Annotated in this window: 11 protein-coding genes; 7 read left to right on the top strand and 4 right to left on the bottom strand. The window is 42.0% G+C overall.

Going from position 1 to position 17,248, the window contains the following annotated elements; genetic code table 11:
- Positions 1–9: 9 nt before the first annotated feature.
- The 6 genes from RG47T_RS09480 to RG47T_RS09455 all read left to right on the top strand — a co-directional run bounded on the left by RG47T_RS09480 (position 10) and on the right by RG47T_RS09455 (position 11,001).
- Positions 10–3,885, top strand: coding sequence for a contractile injection system tape measure protein (locus RG47T_RS09480; RefSeq protein ID WP_074489193.1), 3,876 nt, complete (start codon positions 10–12; stop codon positions 3,883–3,885).
- Between the two features lie 2 nt (positions 3,886–3,887).
- Entirely contained in the window at positions 3,888–5,234 is a 1,347-nt protein-coding gene (locus RG47T_RS09475; RefSeq protein ID WP_216351031.1) for an ATP-binding protein, read from the top strand.
- Positions 5,235–5,261: 27 nt separating this feature from the next.
- Positions 5,262–6,059: a bestrophin-like domain gene (locus RG47T_RS09470; protein WP_074489191.1), complete on the top strand. Its 798-nt coding sequence runs from the start codon at positions 5,262–5,264 to the stop codon at positions 6,057–6,059.
- A complete protein-coding gene (locus RG47T_RS09465) occupies positions 6,056–6,655 on the top strand; it encodes a methyltransferase domain-containing protein (RefSeq protein WP_074489190.1) in 600 nt (199 codons plus the stop codon). Before RG47T_RS09470 ends, RG47T_RS09465 begins: the two co-directional genes overlap by 4 nt.
- 74 nt (positions 6,656–6,729) lie before the next feature.
- Positions 6,730–9,405, top strand: coding sequence for a hypothetical protein (locus RG47T_RS09460; RefSeq protein WP_074489189.1), 2,676 nt, complete (start codon positions 6,730–6,732; stop codon positions 9,403–9,405).
- Entirely contained in the window at positions 9,406–11,001 is a 1,596-nt protein-coding gene (locus RG47T_RS09455; protein ID WP_074489188.1) for an SAM-dependent methyltransferase, read from the top strand.
- On the opposite strand, the gene RG47T_RS25545 is transcribed toward RG47T_RS09455, so the two are convergent.
- Together RG47T_RS25545 and RG47T_RS09445 are read right to left on the bottom strand one after the other, a co-directional pair.
- A complete protein-coding gene (locus tag RG47T_RS25545; protein ID WP_216351030.1) occupies positions 10,998–12,386 on the bottom strand; it encodes an eCIS core domain-containing protein in 1,389 nt (462 codons plus the stop codon). The genes RG47T_RS09455 and RG47T_RS25545 overlap by 4 nt on opposite strands.
- Before the next feature lie 34 nt (positions 12,387–12,420).
- Complete coding sequence (locus RG47T_RS09445) at positions 12,421–14,928, bottom strand: eCIS core domain-containing protein (RefSeq protein ID WP_074489187.1); 2,508 nt, start codon at positions 14,926–14,928, stop codon at positions 12,421–12,423.
- Positions 14,929–15,198: 270 nt separating this feature from the next.
- Between RG47T_RS09445 and RG47T_RS26050 the strand changes: the two genes are divergently transcribed.
- Positions 15,199–15,339, top strand: coding sequence for a hypothetical protein (locus RG47T_RS26050; protein ID WP_175538891.1), 141 nt, complete (start codon positions 15,199–15,201; stop codon positions 15,337–15,339).
- Positions 15,340–15,486: 147 nt separating this feature from the next.
- On the opposite strand, the gene RG47T_RS09440 is transcribed toward RG47T_RS26050, so the two are convergent.
- Complete coding sequence (locus RG47T_RS09440) at positions 15,487–16,137, bottom strand: response regulator transcription factor (protein ID WP_083627353.1); 651 nt, start codon at positions 16,135–16,137, stop codon at positions 15,487–15,489.
- On the bottom strand, positions 16,134–16,937 hold the full coding sequence (locus tag RG47T_RS09435; RefSeq protein WP_074489185.1) for a sensor histidine kinase: 804 nt from the start codon (positions 16,935–16,937) through the stop codon (positions 16,134–16,136). Before RG47T_RS09435 ends, RG47T_RS09440 begins: the two co-directional genes overlap by 4 nt.
- Positions 16,938–17,248 lie beyond the last annotated feature (311 nt).

Genomic DNA, 17,248 nt, shown 5'->3' with positions numbered 1-17,248 from the left:
ATACTAAAAATGCAGGAGCAGTATCACATCATTCAGCAACAAATATTTGATATAAGTTTCCCCGTGCGCGATAAAGCGCACGAACTGCAGAACCGCATCAGTAATTTTTTTAACACCAGCTTGAGCCGCGAAATGGATAAGCTTTTTAGCCGATTGATACCGGCAGACCGGGTAGTAAAATTGAACAACCTTGTTATTGATGCTGGAAGCATGCCGCCGCATTGGCTTGATGAAGACCTTGAAGAAAGGATATTGGCAGCGTTGGAGAAGGAGATAATGCATTTATTGTCGTCACCTTATAATTCAATGGCATATGAAAAGTTTGACAGCATAATCCAACCACCAGCTAAAACAAATTATTTGGCTCTTTTGGCGCATTTTCTGTTAACAGGTACTGTACCGTGGTGGGCAACAGGCGATGTATTGACAGACCCGCTCAAGGTTTTTAACAGGTTGCTTACCGAAGATGCCGAATCGTTAAAAAAATTGATTCTGGATACCGGGAAGTTTGCCTATGTGCGAAAACGCCTGGTTTATCAGTTTTCGGAGAAAATAATCCGGGATGTGATCCAACTATTGGAGCCGCAGCAGGCCGAATTTATTTTTGACTACCACGCAGATGTGATGGACCTGCACCAAAAGGAACCGGTAGTTAAAACCGAAAGCAGCGAGCTTGGCAAGGCAATATGGATATTTATACTAAACTACTTATTTACAGACAAGGGCACCACTTTTAACCGTAAAGCTTTTGTGAAAAGCACCATTGAACAAATGGCCAGCCATTATAACCTGCCTTATACAGATCTGTTATGGTTGTTTTCTGAAGTTTTATTGCACGTTGATTTTAGTTCCAAAATAAGTACTTCTTTACCATTCATTATTAGAGAGTTGCATCAGGAAGAGTTTAATGGTGAAACACGGCGCAACGCGGCAGATACAAGCGATATGCGCAGTGCAGAAGCGCAAGAGTTGTATCAGCAAATAGACTTGGTGAGGTATTTCCTTGTTTTTGGTAGCCTGCCTTGGTGGTCAGAGCCTTATCCAATGGATCAGTTGTCGGAAATTTTTCTGAAACTGATTAATACGCTGCCCAATTCGGTAAATGAAATGATCGAATCAGCAGGGCAGAACCAGGCTGTGAGAAAAAGGATTGTGCGCGCCTTTTTAAACGAGGTTCAATTTGGCCTGGTAAGAATAGTAGAACCTACCCATGCCGGTTTTATTATCAACTATGCTGCCGATATGTACAAGTTGCAGGTTGAAAACACAATTATTAAAACAGATAGTACAACTTTTAACGACACGTTATGGGACATTATATTTGACTTTTTGTTGGTTGAGCGGGGATCGGTATTTAACACCCGGATGTTTTTAGAAAGTAACATCAGGAAATTGTCGCAAACTTATAACCTTCAATATGCAGATTTGCTTGCTTTTATAGTGCAGGGTATTAGCCAGGCATACCAAGCCGAAACAGTGCATGTAAAGCTATTCATCACGTTAACAGACTTGTTGAATGATCTAAACCAAGCAGGCAAAACAGCTGGGGCTGGGTTATCCATTACGGATGTTGATCTGGGCAGCGAAGATATAAGTCATTATTTAAAATCAAACAGGGAGCCCGCAATTGCATCCATTACGGGTGTTGGCCAGGGCAGCGAAGATCATATAAGTCTTTATCTAAAATTAAACGGAGAGCCCGCAAATGCAAACCTGAGCGGGCCAATATTACTCAGAAATGTTTTAAGGCATTGGATCCAGTATGGCACATTGCCATGGTGGTCTGCAGAGCATATGAACCTGTCGATAGACGATCTCTTTAATGAATTAATTGCCACGGCACCGCAAGAGGCCATATGGTTATTAATACTGGCAGGGGGAGTAAGCAACACCCGGCACAGAATTATATATCAGCTAAAAAAAGAAACTTTGATAAACCTTTTCAGCTTATTGCCGCAAGAGAATAATGCTTTAGGGTTAACAAATTACCTGCTGAATTTTACTTATGTTAAACCCAGTGAGGGATCAATCGATAGTGATGTAATTCAAAAGATGACCTTACTTATTGCATGGAACGCTTTTATCATAAATGATTACAAAAGTTTTGACCCCGCCAGGTTTATAAATGCATTTGTTTACCATATAAGTAAACGCACAGGCCAGTCAATAATCGCCTTATCAGCCGAACTTGAAAGTTATATTAAGTTAGATCCAGCGGCTGGTTATACCGACATTGTAATTAAATCACTTCAAGGTATAAGAGATTTTGAGGCTTTAAAAAGCAATGAGCTATATGTACTGCCAATGTTATCTGCAAGTTTAAGTGCGGAAGACCTGATCAACGGCTTTTTAACGAACGGCAAAATCCTTGAACGAGCCGACATGATAGGCGAAGCACTTAAAATATTAAAATATTATTTGAACAATAGCAGGTTGCCTCAACAGGTAGATTGGCTGGATGACAGCAACACAGATCATTTTCTGAAACAAATTATGCTGATATTGTATTACGAGCGTTTTTCCGAATTAAACACCGTACTGCAATCAGATAAATATAAAGGGGGCGCAATGATGCGCCTTCATGAAATTTTCGGCACCACATCTAATATAGCTGAGGCAAGTGTTAGCAAATTACTGCAACCTTACTTTGAAAATAACCTGCTGTTTTACCTTAGTGAAAACCGTTTGGCATTAGTTAACGCAGATAAAAAGCTGTTTTGGAAGATAAAAGAATACATCAACAGTGCAGGCGTTAAACAATCGGGCAAAATTCTGAAGGTGTTGTTAAAACACACCGCTACGGCTGGTTACCTGGCCCAAAAACTGGATGATGATACTATTGCCGAGCTTTTTAAAAAAAACAGTACTGGCATAGGTTGGGGGACAGATACCTTACCTTTTATCAATGAATTTCAACAATTTTTACAAGCGGCTTTGACAGATTCGCTGGATAGGCAAAACATGGCCAAATTGTTTAGGGAGTTTAACCTGCTGTTGCTGGGTGGGCATCATGCATTCAACGGTGCAGAGGATTATGCAAAGCAATTTTTCAAATTCATTTCTTCGGGACGGTATGAGCTGATAAACCAGTTGTCGTTTGCAATGAACAAGCCGGGTATTGATCAGTCTCGTATTGGCCCGAAGATAGCCGCCATATTGCCAGAAATACGGAAGCAGATAAACCACAATAAGCATGACACAGCTAAGCCATTGGTAACACAGCTATTAACCGAAGCAGATGAACTGGCATTACAGCGAATATATGGCGCTAACATACAGGCAGAACTCCAAAAGCAAATGGAAGTGACAAAAAAAGAAATAAGCAAACAACAAAAAAACGAAGAGCAGTTGCCGGAAACAGATCTGGAAACTATACCGGGCGGCGAAACAATGTACGTCAATAACGCGGGCCTGGTATTATTGAACCCGTTTTTAAGCACTTACTTTACAAGGCTCGGTCTGCTGATTAAAAGCGAATTTGTATCACCCCAGGCTCAGCTAAAAGCAGTGCACCTGCTGCAATACTTAGTTTACGGTACAGAAAAGCATCCCGAACAAGATCTCACCCTTAACAAGGTTCTTTGCAATGTCCCGCTGCAAGTGCCTGTCCCGCTTGAAATGAAATTATCTGATCAGGAAAAAGACGTTTCAAACGAGTTACTGGCTGTGGTGATAAGCCGCTGGGAAAAACTAAATAATACCTCTGCAGAGAGTTTTAGAAATTCATTTCTGCAGCGTACCGGCGCGCTTATATTAACAGACGGCAATTGGAATTTACGTGTAGAACAACGCGGGTATGATGTTCTGTTACAAACGCTGCCCTGGAGTTTCAGTATGATCAAGACATCGTGGATGAAAAATATATTATATGTAGAATGGACATAGATATGATAAAATACAACGCCGAAGCCCTTGGCAGGGAAATGCAGTGGCTGGGCCAGGTTATTGATGCCCGGATGAAATTGTACTGGGGGCAACCTGCTCATTGCACCAATATTGAAGAGTTAAATCCTCCTTCATTTCCTAATGACAGATCGGTCTACAAACAGATCGTTAGCCATTACCAGATGAACTTCGCCGAGCGGGTTATCTTAGCTATGGCCTTAGCACCGCACATGCAGCCACATTTGCTTGATGTTTTCTTTATAAAAAATGCAGATTACGACAGGGGCTTTACAGAATTTGGTGGCATAAAAGGCGTAAATCATGGTGGGTTTATACCCACGGGCGAAACCGTAGCGTTCATTCTTGCAGGTAACGACCTTGAGAAACGTTTTAGGTTATTGAATATTTTTGGTGAGGATCATTTTTTCAGGAAATTCAATATCCTCAATATTGTTCATCCCCAATCACAAGAGCCTTTTTTAAGCGGCGTACTTACCATCTCATCTGAATATTTGAACTTCTTCACGAGCGGCGAATCGCACAAGCCCGATTACAGTATCAATTTTCCGGCCCGGCGCCTTACCACAAATTTAGACTGGACAGACCTTGTGCTGGAAGAGCGGGTATTAGAAGAGGTTTCGGAGATTTGCGACTGGATAGCGTTTGGCGATAAACTGTTAAACGAGTGGGAAATGAAAAAGAAGATTAAACCAGGTTTCCGCACCTTATTCTATGGCCCGCCCGGTACAGGTAAAACACTTACAGCAAGTTTACTCGGTAAATCGGCGGGCTTAGATGTTTACCGTATTGATCTGTCTATGGTGGTATCAAAGTTTATAGGCGAAACCGAAAAGAACCTGGCTAACATATTCGACCAGGCAGAAAATAAGAATTGGATCCTGTTTTTTGATGAAGCTGATGCTTTGTTCGGGAAACGGACACAGGCCAGCAGTTCAAACGACCGGCATGCCAACCAGGAGATATCCTACCTGCTGCAACGGGTAGAAGATTTTCCGGGTGTGGTTATTCTGGCAACAAACCTAAAGGCCAACCTCGATGATGCTTTTAGCCGACGCTTTCAATCCATGATCTATTTCCCGATACCCGGCCCTGCGCAACGCAGAAGATTGTGGGAGCAGAGCTTCCCTAACACAACGGTTTTTGAATCAAAATTAAACCTCGAAGAAATTGCACGTAAATATGAAATGGCAGGCGGGGCAATTATCAATGTAAGTAGGTACAGTGCGTTACGGGCTTTAAAACGAGGCGATAAAACTATACTTAGCGAAGACATAATGATGGGGATCCGTAAAGAATTTGGCAAAGACGGGAAAACCATACCTGCTTAATAAACACACACTTAAAATACGTTTAATATGGACCTAACCTTAAAAATGCTCCAGATGCCGCCAATTCTATTATTGGCGCTGTTGGTTATAGCTTCATCATTAATTGGCAGCATTTGTACCTATTTCTTCAAAAAATATATCAAAATAAAAATATTGGGTTCCCATAATGAAGTAACCGGGTATGTATTTGGCTCGGTAGCCGGCTTGTATGGGCTGTTACTGGCGTTTGTAATTTTCCTGGTGTGGGATCAGTTTAACGGAGCGCAGCAAACAGCAGATATGGAAGGCAGCGTGGCTAAAGGGCTATATCGTAACATTGTCTATTACCCTGATAGCGAATCTGTTAAAATTAAAACCATATACATGGCTTATGTAAAAAACGTTGTAGATACAGAGTACCCGCTTATTGCACAAGGTAAAACAAGCCCCGAAACAATAAGGCACTTTGACGAAGTTTTTAAGGCGATAGAACATCTAAACCCATCTGCTGACTATAAAAGCCGCAGGGTTGAAGAAATGTTCAGGAACCTCAACAGCCTGTCGACGTACCGAAGCCTGCGTTTGCTGGATGCAGGGTCAGATATACCGCTTATTATCTGGATCCCGCTTTTGCTTGGAGGTTTTATTACCATGATGCTCGCCATGATCCTGAATATAGAAAACAGGCGGCTACATGTATTTATTAACGGTTTGCTTGGGGCTTTCATTGGCATGATACTGTTTTTGATTATACTTATTGACCACCCCTTTACCGGCAGCATGAACATACAGCCCAAAGGCTACTTGCAGATCCTATCAATGGACCAAAGGCCTGATAACCTATGAACTTTATAGACAACGCACATGTGTCCCGTTTTCATAAAGCAAGGATATCAGAATATGGGGCAGGTACAGCGGCAGCGCTCGGATGGAAATCTGAACAACGGCAACATATAAGGTTTGAAACACTGGCGCAGATAGGGGACCTGGAAAATACTTCGGTATTAGACGCGGGCTGCGGGCATGGCGATCTCAAGGGATTTTTAGACACCCGTTTTAACACGTTCAGGTATGCCGGTATAGATATGATGGAAGAGTTTCTGGATGTTGCCACCGCAAGATATGGAAACCTCCCAGATACCAAATTTTACCTGGGCGATTGCAGCAGCGGAAACCTGCCTTATATGGATTATGTGCTATGTTCTGGCATGCTAAGTTACCGCAGCAGCGAAGCTGATTATGTTTTTACCATGATCGCAAAGTTGTTCGGCAGTTGCCGCATTGGGTTAGGATTTAATTTATTAAGCCAGATAGATGTAGATGGCATTGTTGTGGCATACGCACCGGATAAAATAATAGATTATTGCAATGAACTGGCATCTAAAGTGATACTTAACAAAGGTTACATCGATGATGATTTTACTATTTTTATGTATCACTAATTTAATAAACAGGCAATTATGTGTTTAAATAAATACTAACTATATTTATAAGTAACTTTTAATCAGTATATTAAATGTTTAGTCGTGCAAGTGCTTCAGACCCGCAACAAAGCAAAGCAAGCGCCAATGCTTTGCATGCTAAGCAACAGCCTGCTCCCAACGTTTATGACTCATCAGCACACCTCCATGAAGATGCCGGTGCGGGTAACCTTACTACTATGGCCAATACCAGTCAGCAGGTAAAACAATTGAAAGCCTACCAGCAAATGGCTAATCAGCGTTTACGAGGTAATATAGGTGTCCGGTCGGCATCCCCGGCGCAGCGGAAAGAGGATATTGATGTAACTGCCGACAGCCTGCAGTCGGGTTTGGAACATTATGCTTCCGGCGATCTTAGCAGCGTTGTAACACAAGCTTCATCAAACGTTATACAGCGCAGAATTACCGGCCGGGGTGATATCTGGGCAGAGCAAATAGGCGCAAGGGTAGTTACAGAAAGCAGCGTAGAAGTAAAAGACGCTATCCATCGCTTGCATTCTATAAATACCGCTATTTATGTAACTAGTTACGATGACCTGAGAGCCAGGATTAATCGCGGTGAATTTAACATGCTCCTACAATCTTCTATGATGGAAAGTAAGGATGCAAAGTATGATCACTCTAAAGTTGGTGAACACCAGGCTGATAAAAAAATGGATTACCGGGTTGCTTCATCAGTTGCCTCTGTAACATCATCTGTTAGCAGCACTGTCCCAAATGTTACATCCCCAGGTGCCACAAGCACATCCGGTGCAATTGGTATGTTGCCTTTAGTAAATTTCAATGCAAGTAATAGTGTTGGTTCAGATTCTACGCCTGTAGCACCTTCGACGGCTTTAGCCGGCCCATTATCATTGCCTGGCCCGGCTGATACAACACTTGGTGGTGCAGCTGGTTTAACTCCGTCAAGTCCCCTAACAGGTGGAGCTGGACCCCACCTGGACTCTAAACATAGCCCTAAGCCAATGGGACTTTCAGCGCCGGCGTTTGATACAGGTACGGCAAGCTCATCATCCTCGTCAAGCCCTCCGGTTAGTGCGCCCTTATCTGCCGAAGTTCGAGAAACACATAGGCTGTTACTTAGCGAAATAGCAGGCAAATTTGGTATTGACGAAAAAGAAGTTGCAAGGCCGCTAACACAATTATTGAAAGCTATCCCGGTATATTATGTTAATAGGAACAGCCACCCAAAACTTAGAAACTTCATTTTTGATTATTTTAAAAGGCATGGTTTTCTTGTTGCCGGCGAACAGGGGCCGGGTACAAGGGGGTACCGTGTATTTGGTTTTGGGGGTGACCCCAAACGAACCTGGGTAACAGTAAATGACAAGTTTATAGAAGCTGTTAAGAAAAGCCTGCCAGATGACAAGGTTGCAGCAGCCGTTGCCGCCCTTACAAGCCTAAGGGGAGCGCATTTTGATGATAAGCAAATTTTATTGACAAAGCTTGCTGCTAACAAGCTTGATGGAAAAGTGATACAGGTCATATCTTTCGCCGTAGATAAAGACAATTACGAAGTTTGGCCAAAGCCGGGGCGACTGGCGATCAAAAAAGAAAATGTTGCATACATGCACCCCGAAGCTAAGGAACCAGCAACAAGCTGGGATTCGGTTGGCAGCAACATGACAGATCAGGACGCTTATGCGTATGCCCATAATAAAAACATTAAAAAAAGGCGGCACGATGTTCAATACATTAAACTTTTAGAAGCTTACTCGCAAATGATGCTGCACCAGCGCTACCTCGATGAACGCCTAGGCAGGGGTGAATCCAAAGCTGCACTAGGCTCAACCTTACCAAGTGTAGAGCCGGTGAGTTGGGTAAAGCCTGGTTTACCGCTTGAGCTGCGAATGAAAATGCTTAACCCTAAATGGCTTACCGCGCGTACTTCGCATTTTAAATATGAGGCCGAAGAGATGGATACCGAACATGGTGCAATGCCGGCAAACTGCAATGTTGGCGCAGCATCCTTGTTAATGGAAGCCATAAGGCTTTCTGGGCAGCAAAGGCCAAAAGGGCATTTGGGGGCCACTAAAACACGCGCGATGGGCAGCGACCGGTCTATGTCGGTGTGGAACCCCCTCGACGCTAAAAGCAGCCGCGCTGATGAGAAAGTGCCTGATATAAATGCCCCCGATACCATGTCGGCCAGGCAAAAAGCAGAGTTAGTTGTACAACATTTACATGATAAATTGAATTTATACAGCTCGGTAAGTGAAGCCATAGAACAAGCTTGGATCTATATTGCAAAGAAATATAAATTGCCATTAAAAATTGATGATGGCACTTATCAAATAGTTCTTCAATCAATAGATCTTACACCCGAAGAAAAAGCCAAGCGGATAGTTGAGCAAATGCGAATTGCATTACAGCTTGGTACCCATGTTGCAAACCAAAGTGAGGCCATAAACATGGCATGGATAAACGTTAAAAGAAATGGGTTGCTATACGGTGTAGTTGACGAGCAAACTGAAGTGGTTATACTTAATGCATTTAGGTTACCAACAAGTGAAAAAATAAAACTTGTAATTAAGTATATACGTGCACAATATAATGATAGGGCGTTAAAAGCCATGGCGTTTACACAACAAAGAGACACCATTATTAGTGCATGGAAAATTATGAGCCCATATTTCACTGATAGCACCGCAGGGATTAGTCCAGACACTCTTTTTCTTTTAACCCGGATGTTATTTGAGGTAGATATTTAGATGAAAAAACAAGCTATAAACAATTTACCGGAACCCGATTTCATAGAAATACTACAGCCCTTTTCAACAAGCAAATTGTGGCAGCTGCAAAGAGCATATTTTAAAAACGCGGGTATTGATGCATGGCGGTCTGGCCAGGTGCCCCATTACATTACCAGTAACCCGGTAATGGGTAAAACCTATGCCGAAGTTGTATTTGCTTTTTTGAAAGATCTGGATCAGCGGAGCAACCACAGCGAACAAGTTTACCTGCTCGAATTGGGCGCAGGCCACGGGCGGTTATGCTACCACTTTTTAAAGCATTTCGAAAAGCTTGTATATATGTCGCCGCTAAAATGGATATCACTTTGTTATGTATTAAGCGACCTGGCCCAATCAAACCTCGAGTTTTGGAAAACGCATCCGCGTTTACAGCCATATCTTTATAAAAATTGGGTTGATTTTGCTATAGTTGATGCCACGCAGGTTACAGAGATAGCACTACAGTATTCCGGCGACATCATAACGCCTGGTAGCCTGGCACAGCCAATTATCGTTACTGCCAATTATTTTTTCGATTCTATACCGCAAGAGCTGTTCTACATAGATGCTCAGCACCAATTGCACGAGTGCCTCGTTAGCTTGTTCACTTCGCCAGGGGCTGAAGGCAACACGCCTGTAGAAAGCATAGAAAATATACAGGTGTTGTATACCAATCAAGTATCAGAAAAGCCACCTTTTGCAGAACCATATTCGGCAAACTTGTTGGATCAGTATCAACAGTTACTGGCAGATACCTACCTGTTATTTCCGCACATAGGGATAACATGCCTTAACAAACTAAAACAGCTTTCACAAAAAGGACTAATGCTGCTTACCGCAGATAAAGGTTATCACCGCGAGAGTGATCTTCATGGTGTTGGCGCTCCAAATTTAGTTAAGCATGGTTCTTTTTCATTGTCTGTAAATTTTAATGCCTTAAAAAGATATTGTGAAAATGAGGGCGGCAAAGCATTGTTTCCACGTCACATGGATTTCGGGCTTAGCCTTGGCTGCATGTTATTTATTAATGATGCTGCCAATTACCCCGAAACAAGGTTAGCGTACGAGCGCTTTGTAAATGATTTTGGTCCCGATGATTATTTCGTACTCAAAAAATTATTGGAACATGGAGCTGCCGCATTAACCTTTAACCAATTGGTATGTGCAGTGCGCTTAAGCGGGTATGATGCCCACTTGTTTGGCCAGCTTTTGCCGCGACTGCATGAGATCTTAGAAACCATTACAGATGATGAACGATGGGGGATGTTCCAACTGATACACCGGGTATGGGATACGTATTACACCCTTGGCGAAGCTAACGACATAGCCTTTGAATTGGGCAGATTGCTCCTAAGGTTGTGCTTTTATAAAGAAGCAATTATATATTTTGATATTTCGGGCAGGATATATGGCGAAAAAAACGATGTGCTGTACCACATAGCCATTTGTTACTGCGAGCTGAATAGGTTTGATGAGGCTGGCAAACTGGCTGATAAGATACTCATTAACGACCCGAAGCATTTACTGGCACTGGATCTGCTTGCCAAACTTGGGGTTGAAAAACTATATAGCTAAGCAGCAACTATACCCGTAGGGCTTACCTGTACACTTAGATCATTGTTATACCTGAAAATAATATTCCCTTGTATACCAAAATCGTTTATAAATTTCTCCGTAACTTTAGAGCCCCGATAAAAAGAGTACGTGCCACCAGGATAAAAAATATAAGTGGTATTAGCAGTGGCAGCTTTTGCTTTTGTCTCATCAAAATTGCTCCATTGTTGAGGATCCTCAATATGCCCGGAAAAAACATGTGCAAGAGTTCGTTGGTTACCTTGAAGCATGATTAAACCAATGCAACCTGCAAAACCTTCTGACCGCAAAGTTGTGAAGCTATCTGCAACAGTTTGCACTCCACGCATTGGAACCATAACAACTGTAGGATCTTTGGCCCAATTAACGCGGCTCCACAATTCTTCCCAATCGGTTCTTGGGCCCCATTGTCCCTCCTTATGCTTTATCAATTCGGCGTGAGGGTTTGCGCCATCAATTGTAAACATCATTACTTCTTCACCTTCACTTCTAGCTTTTGCACGAACTTCCTTGCTATCATCGTCATCAGTATCACTATCACTATCAGGTTCCTTTATTTTGTAATACCACTGTAGTCCTTGAGTTTCTTCTAAATTATCGTAGCGCATAGTGGCGCCGTCGACATCTTGGCCATGGGGCATAGGTTGCCACATGGCTTGCAAAACTTCTGTTTGGCTGGCTGCCTTTAGTTGTAAACTTGCCGGATTAACCGGGACGTTATTGGTTTTCGTGACAAGCGCACTTTGGTGCTGTAAAGCCTGCGCACCCATAATATCCGCCTCATTTTCTAGTGCTGGGTCGTCATTTACGGGCACACCCTGCTTCATTTGCATAGTAGGCTGCACACGGCCTTGCCGTTGCTGCACAACATGCCAGGCTTCATGGGGCAAGTGTTTTTCCTGCCCTGGTGCCAGATGTATCTCACTGCCCTGCGCATAGGCATGCGCATTTAGCTGTGCCGGCTTATCCGAATTATGGTGCACCTTTACATCGCTTAGGTCAAAACCGCTCATGCTTTCCAATCCACTTTTTAATGTATCGGGCATGCCGGTATCGTTGTTTTTTAGCTGGAATGGCCTATGTTGGGTAGCCCCGGTTTTATTTTCCTCCAGCTTGGCCGGGTTAAACCGCCCTTGCAAGATTTCCTCTTCAGGAATACCTAATCTTTGCATGGTAAATTTTCCCTGTACGGAGAGCTCATCTTCAATTTTCCGTTGAATAGACGCGGTTGCTTCATCTGCTATTTGATGCTGTGTTACAGTCGATTGCTGTAGCGCGGGCACAGCAGCAGAAGAGCGCGCCTTGCCAGAGCCAGGTATATCAACTCTTTGTGCAGGTTGCGGGGTATTAGAAATTTTTTTATACACAGTATGCGCTCGCTATTATATAGAATTAGATAGGTTAAGACATTAAATATGCCGGATCTCCGTTCACGGCAAAAAGTGTATCGTTCCAGATCTGCTTTTTTACTTTTTCAGTCAGCATCCGGTCTTTCTCAGCAATAGGGCCTTCGCGCTGGCTTCTGATGTTATAGCGTTCTTCGGCATAGTTGGTTACCGCAATTGAAGTAGGGGATGTGGCTGGTATGTTTTCAAGATCAAAATAATAAACTAACTCGCTTAAAACGGTATCTAACTCGCGGTCCCATTCCATAGCACGATTTAATCTAAAATTGACATATTCTTTTTCATCATCATTAAAAGCTGGATCAGCATTAACCAATGTTTGTATACCTTCTATCCTCGTGGCTGCAATATTCATATTGACACTACTAAGTCTTTCATATTGATTATCAACATTATACGCTCTGATATTACTGTCATAAGATTCGTTTAATCTATAAGTTTGGTCTGATGATACGTGAATTAGTTCATGAAGGATTATGGAACGAACACGGTGTTCCGTGGAATCAAATTCTGCATTCCCATCACCCCACGGATTAGCTTCATTGATCCTGACTGTATATGTCCTGTCTTTCAGATCCTTACCCCTAGGCAGCAATTCAGAACCGGTTGCACCGGTTACGCTTACCAGCGAAACCTTGTTAGAGCTAAGCAACGTAAATGCTTCTTTTAAAATATTTTTTACAACGGCGTCACGCCTTTTTTGTGATGTGCTCCAAGGAAAAGAGAGCCGCCATTTGCCGGCGTCTTCTCCTATATGCTTGGTTTCTTTTTTGTCATCAAATAATTGTACAATATTAGATACAGCAGTTGCTGTTGGTGAACTGTCTACTTTGAGTTGGGCAGGTTCTTCGGCTTTTTTCTCTCCCGAGTAACTTGTCCAGGCCATATCATTCCAGGTCCATCTACCTTTATGTTCAGGGTCCTTTTTAAATATTGAAGGATATTTTGGACCCTTTCCCTGTTTTTTATAATAATGAGCTTTTACACTGTTTTCTACAGACAATTCCTGATCTTTAATATGTTGTGTGTAAGCTATTTCAATTTTTTCTGTATAGCCTCCCAGATTCTCTTTTTTAATTTTAGTTTCAGCATCCTTCCGCTTCATATTTTTCAGTGCTTCATCTTCTTTGATAATGGTATCAATAATAAGATACTCCCTGTCGTATGAATCTTCATCATCGTCATCATCATCATCACCACTTTGAGACTCTCTCAGTCTATCTTCCTCGGATGAATTTTTAGGAGTTACGAACCATTTATTTTCTTCTGCGACACCATCATCACCGGTATACAATGGCCCCATGGTGGCGTAAACCATTGGTACTTTTGGTCTACGGCCTGCTAAAATGATCTCAGACAACTGGCTGAATAATGCATTCCATAATTTTTTCGGGCCTATTAAAGAAGCATCGCCTTGTTTGTTGCATCCTATAAGCCGTATCTCTGCAGATGAGCGGTATCCGTTGGCGATCATTTCGGTGGCGAGGTCTTCGTGCGAAAAGCCTCCCACCGCTGTATCACTCATGTGGCCCCATATATTCATTCTGCCACCCGTAGGTGCAAAAAGTTCTGTACCTTTAAGGTCTGTTGGCCTTTCACCCAGGTAACCGGTAATAAGGTCTTCTGTATCTTCAAAATCCTTCCTGTCCTTAGGGGTACTTACTTTTACTGTAGTACGCTGAACGGTTGACGAAGCAAACGCGGAGAAATTTGTTGTGCTGCTTTTACTTTTCATTTGCAAGGCCTGTGCACCCATTACATCCGCTTCTTTTTCCAGCCCGGGGTCGTCATTTACGGGCACACCCTGCTTCATTTGCATAGTAGGCTGTACACGGCCCTGCCGTTGCTGCACAACATGCCAGGCTTCATGGGGCAGGTGTTTTTCCTGCCCTGGTGCCAAGTGTATCTCACTGCCCTGCGCATAGGCATGCGCATTTAACTGTGCCGGCTTATCCGAATTATGGTGCACCTTTACATCGCTCAGGTCAAAGCCGCTCATGCTTTCCAATCCACTTTTTAATGTATCGGGCATGCCGGTATTATTACCCTTTAGTTGAAAGGGTGTTTGTTTTAGCTGTACATCCCCATCATCCAAACTTTTTAATTGAAACGGCTTAAACCTGCCTTGCACCGGAAGCTCTTCTTCTGGCATTGCCGCTTTTTGCAGAATGAATTTGCCCTGCAGGGGGAGTTCTTCTTCTTCGGCTTGTAGCTGTGTAACGAATTTTCCCTGTAGCAGGTCTTCCTCTTGCTCACTGGCTAATTGTATGGGTTTAAACTTGCCTTGTAAGGGGAGGTCTTCTTCTTCGGCTTGTAGCTGTTTAACGAATTTTCCCTGTAGGGGTTCTTCTTCTGCCTGTAAACGTTGTAATGCGGGTACCGCAGACATATTTAACCCGCTCGACTGGGAATTATCCACCGCAACGCGCCGTTGATCAGTCTTTTCTTTAGCCTGGAACATAATCGTTTTTTTATGACCGTTTAGTATAGTGAATGTATGCATTATTCTTTATTAAAACATATGATAAAGCCGATATTATTAACATTGTAAATTGGTTCACAGATGTTTAGGTAGTTATCTCATAAACCTCACCACATGTAAAAAAGTCAACCAAGTACTCTTTAAATCTGGCTTAACAGTAGTTAAACACTCATCGCAGGTTGTAAAAAAAATGCTGTTACGCTTCCGGGCCATCATGAAGGTACTTTAAAAGTTAAATTTAAAGCACCGGATGGGGGCTTGCTTCCAGCTTCGGCCGCGCTGGAAATTAATATGTTCTGGAAACTAAAACCAGGACATCCTCATTATGTGGATGCAGTTTCAAGACTTGGCGCACTGGAAGCTTTCCGGTCTTCACGCGAAGTAGAGCTTAACCTGGTTAGCTTTACGCTTACCGGTGGTTTAGCAGAGTAATTTCAATAAGACAAAGGGACTTAATACCTCCCTTGTTTTATTTTTTGTAATAGCAGTCCCTGTTATTTACTACACACAGGGTTTCAATATCCTGCAATAAGTTTAATTCTTTAAAAATATCCTGGTTTTTAATGTAAAAACAAAAGGTTATATAATGCCATTTTTAACAGCAAACATAACCAGCCCTGCAGTATTACGTACACCCACCTTATCAATAAGCCGTTGCCTTATACCCTCTACAGACCGGGAGCTCAGAAAAATCTGTTGCCCGATCTCTTGTGCAGTTTTCTCGTCGCAAATTAGTTTCAGCACTTCAAGTTCCCGCTCAGAAAAATCTATTTGTTGTTTAAAAGATGGTTTAATATTACCCTTAAGTACAAGCTTTTTTAAAAGTGCCTTGTTTATAATATCATTGAAATAGTAGCCGGTTTCATGTACCGAATAAATTGCTTTCCTAATCTCGTCTGGTTCTGCATTTTTTAGCAAGTAGCCGTTAGCGCCCATTTCCATCAGGTGTATAATAAACTTGTCGTCATCATACATGGTAACTGCAATTATTTTAGTAGTGCCGTTTTTTTTCTTGATGATCTGTGTTGCCTCGATACCATCCATAAGCGGCATCTTTAAATCCATCAATATTACATCAACGGTTTCGTTTTCCAGCAATTCAAGTAATTCAATTCCGTTTGATGCCTCAAGTAATACCTGGAGATTCTTATCAGGCTTCAGGCCAACTTTTAATCCATCTCTAAAAATGGCATAATCATCGGCTATTGCAATCTTTATCTTTTCCATCATGAATTAAGGTTAGGAAAGTAAATGTGAATAAAATAATCCTTATAATTTTTAATAAAAGTTATTTCTCCATTGAAAAGATTGACACGATTTTGAATGTTTTTTAACCCAAGCCCGTCATTAATATACCTTAGTTCTTCAAAATCATCCTGTGTAAGCCCCTTACCGTCGTGCGTAATGTCCAACGTTAAAGAATTGTCTTTATAAAGCGAGCCTACATTTATATTAGTTGCCTGTGCATGCTTCAATACGTTACTAAATAACTCCTGAATAATTCTGTAAATACTGATGTCGCGCTGCGGATCAAGGGTAACATAGGTTTGGTCAAGCGATGTAGTTACGCTGATAAGCGAACCGCTATTTATTTTATCACCAAAATGCCTGATCGCTTCGTTAAGGCCAAACTCTTGCAATATATAAGAATGCAGGCTGTGAGATATACCTCTTACTTTGGTAATAGATTCATCGAGAAGTTCATTCCCTTTATTATATAATTCTTGTTCAGATTTTTCATAGTGCCCAATTTTAATCATCCGGAAATATAATTTGGCTGCAGACAGCAGTGAGCCTATCTCGTCGTGAAGCTGCTCTGCAATACGCTGTCTTTCAGTTTCCTCGCTACGCACTGCTGCTTCAATTAATTGTCGCTGCTGGCTCTCCTGCAGGGCATGAAGCGACTGCTGGTATTGAAGCTTTTTACGCTGTGTGAAAATAAAAATCAGCAGAAAGCTGGTAAAAAGCAGCAACATAACTGCAATGCCAACTACTAATAAAAGCCGGATGGTATTATTTTCCTGATTCATTAAGAGATTTTGCTAAAAAAAGATTAAAAACTATAAAAGAAATATTATGCACATTCCAAAGGCTTATTGCAAAAGACTGCAGGCGAATAGTGAGTTCATTATAAAGCAGAAAGATAAAAAAATTGAAAGCCATATATATGCCCAGGCCTGTAACGATCCAAAAATCGGGTGTGAAAATATTTACATCAACATTTTCATTAATCTTGAAAAAGTAATATTGAAAAACGTATAGCAACATCAAAAATGCTTCTACAGATAAAAGCCTGCTGCTAAACATCCTGTAGTTAAAAAATTGCTCATAGAAAATAAAA

The sequence above is a fragment of the Mucilaginibacter polytrichastri genome (assembly GCF_001911425.1).
In the GTDB taxonomy this organism is placed as follows: domain Bacteria; phylum Bacteroidota; class Bacteroidia; order Sphingobacteriales; family Sphingobacteriaceae; genus Mucilaginibacter; species Mucilaginibacter polytrichastri.
Note: the sequence above shows the minus strand (reverse complement) of the source record. Positions and strands in the feature narration are given on the sequence as shown.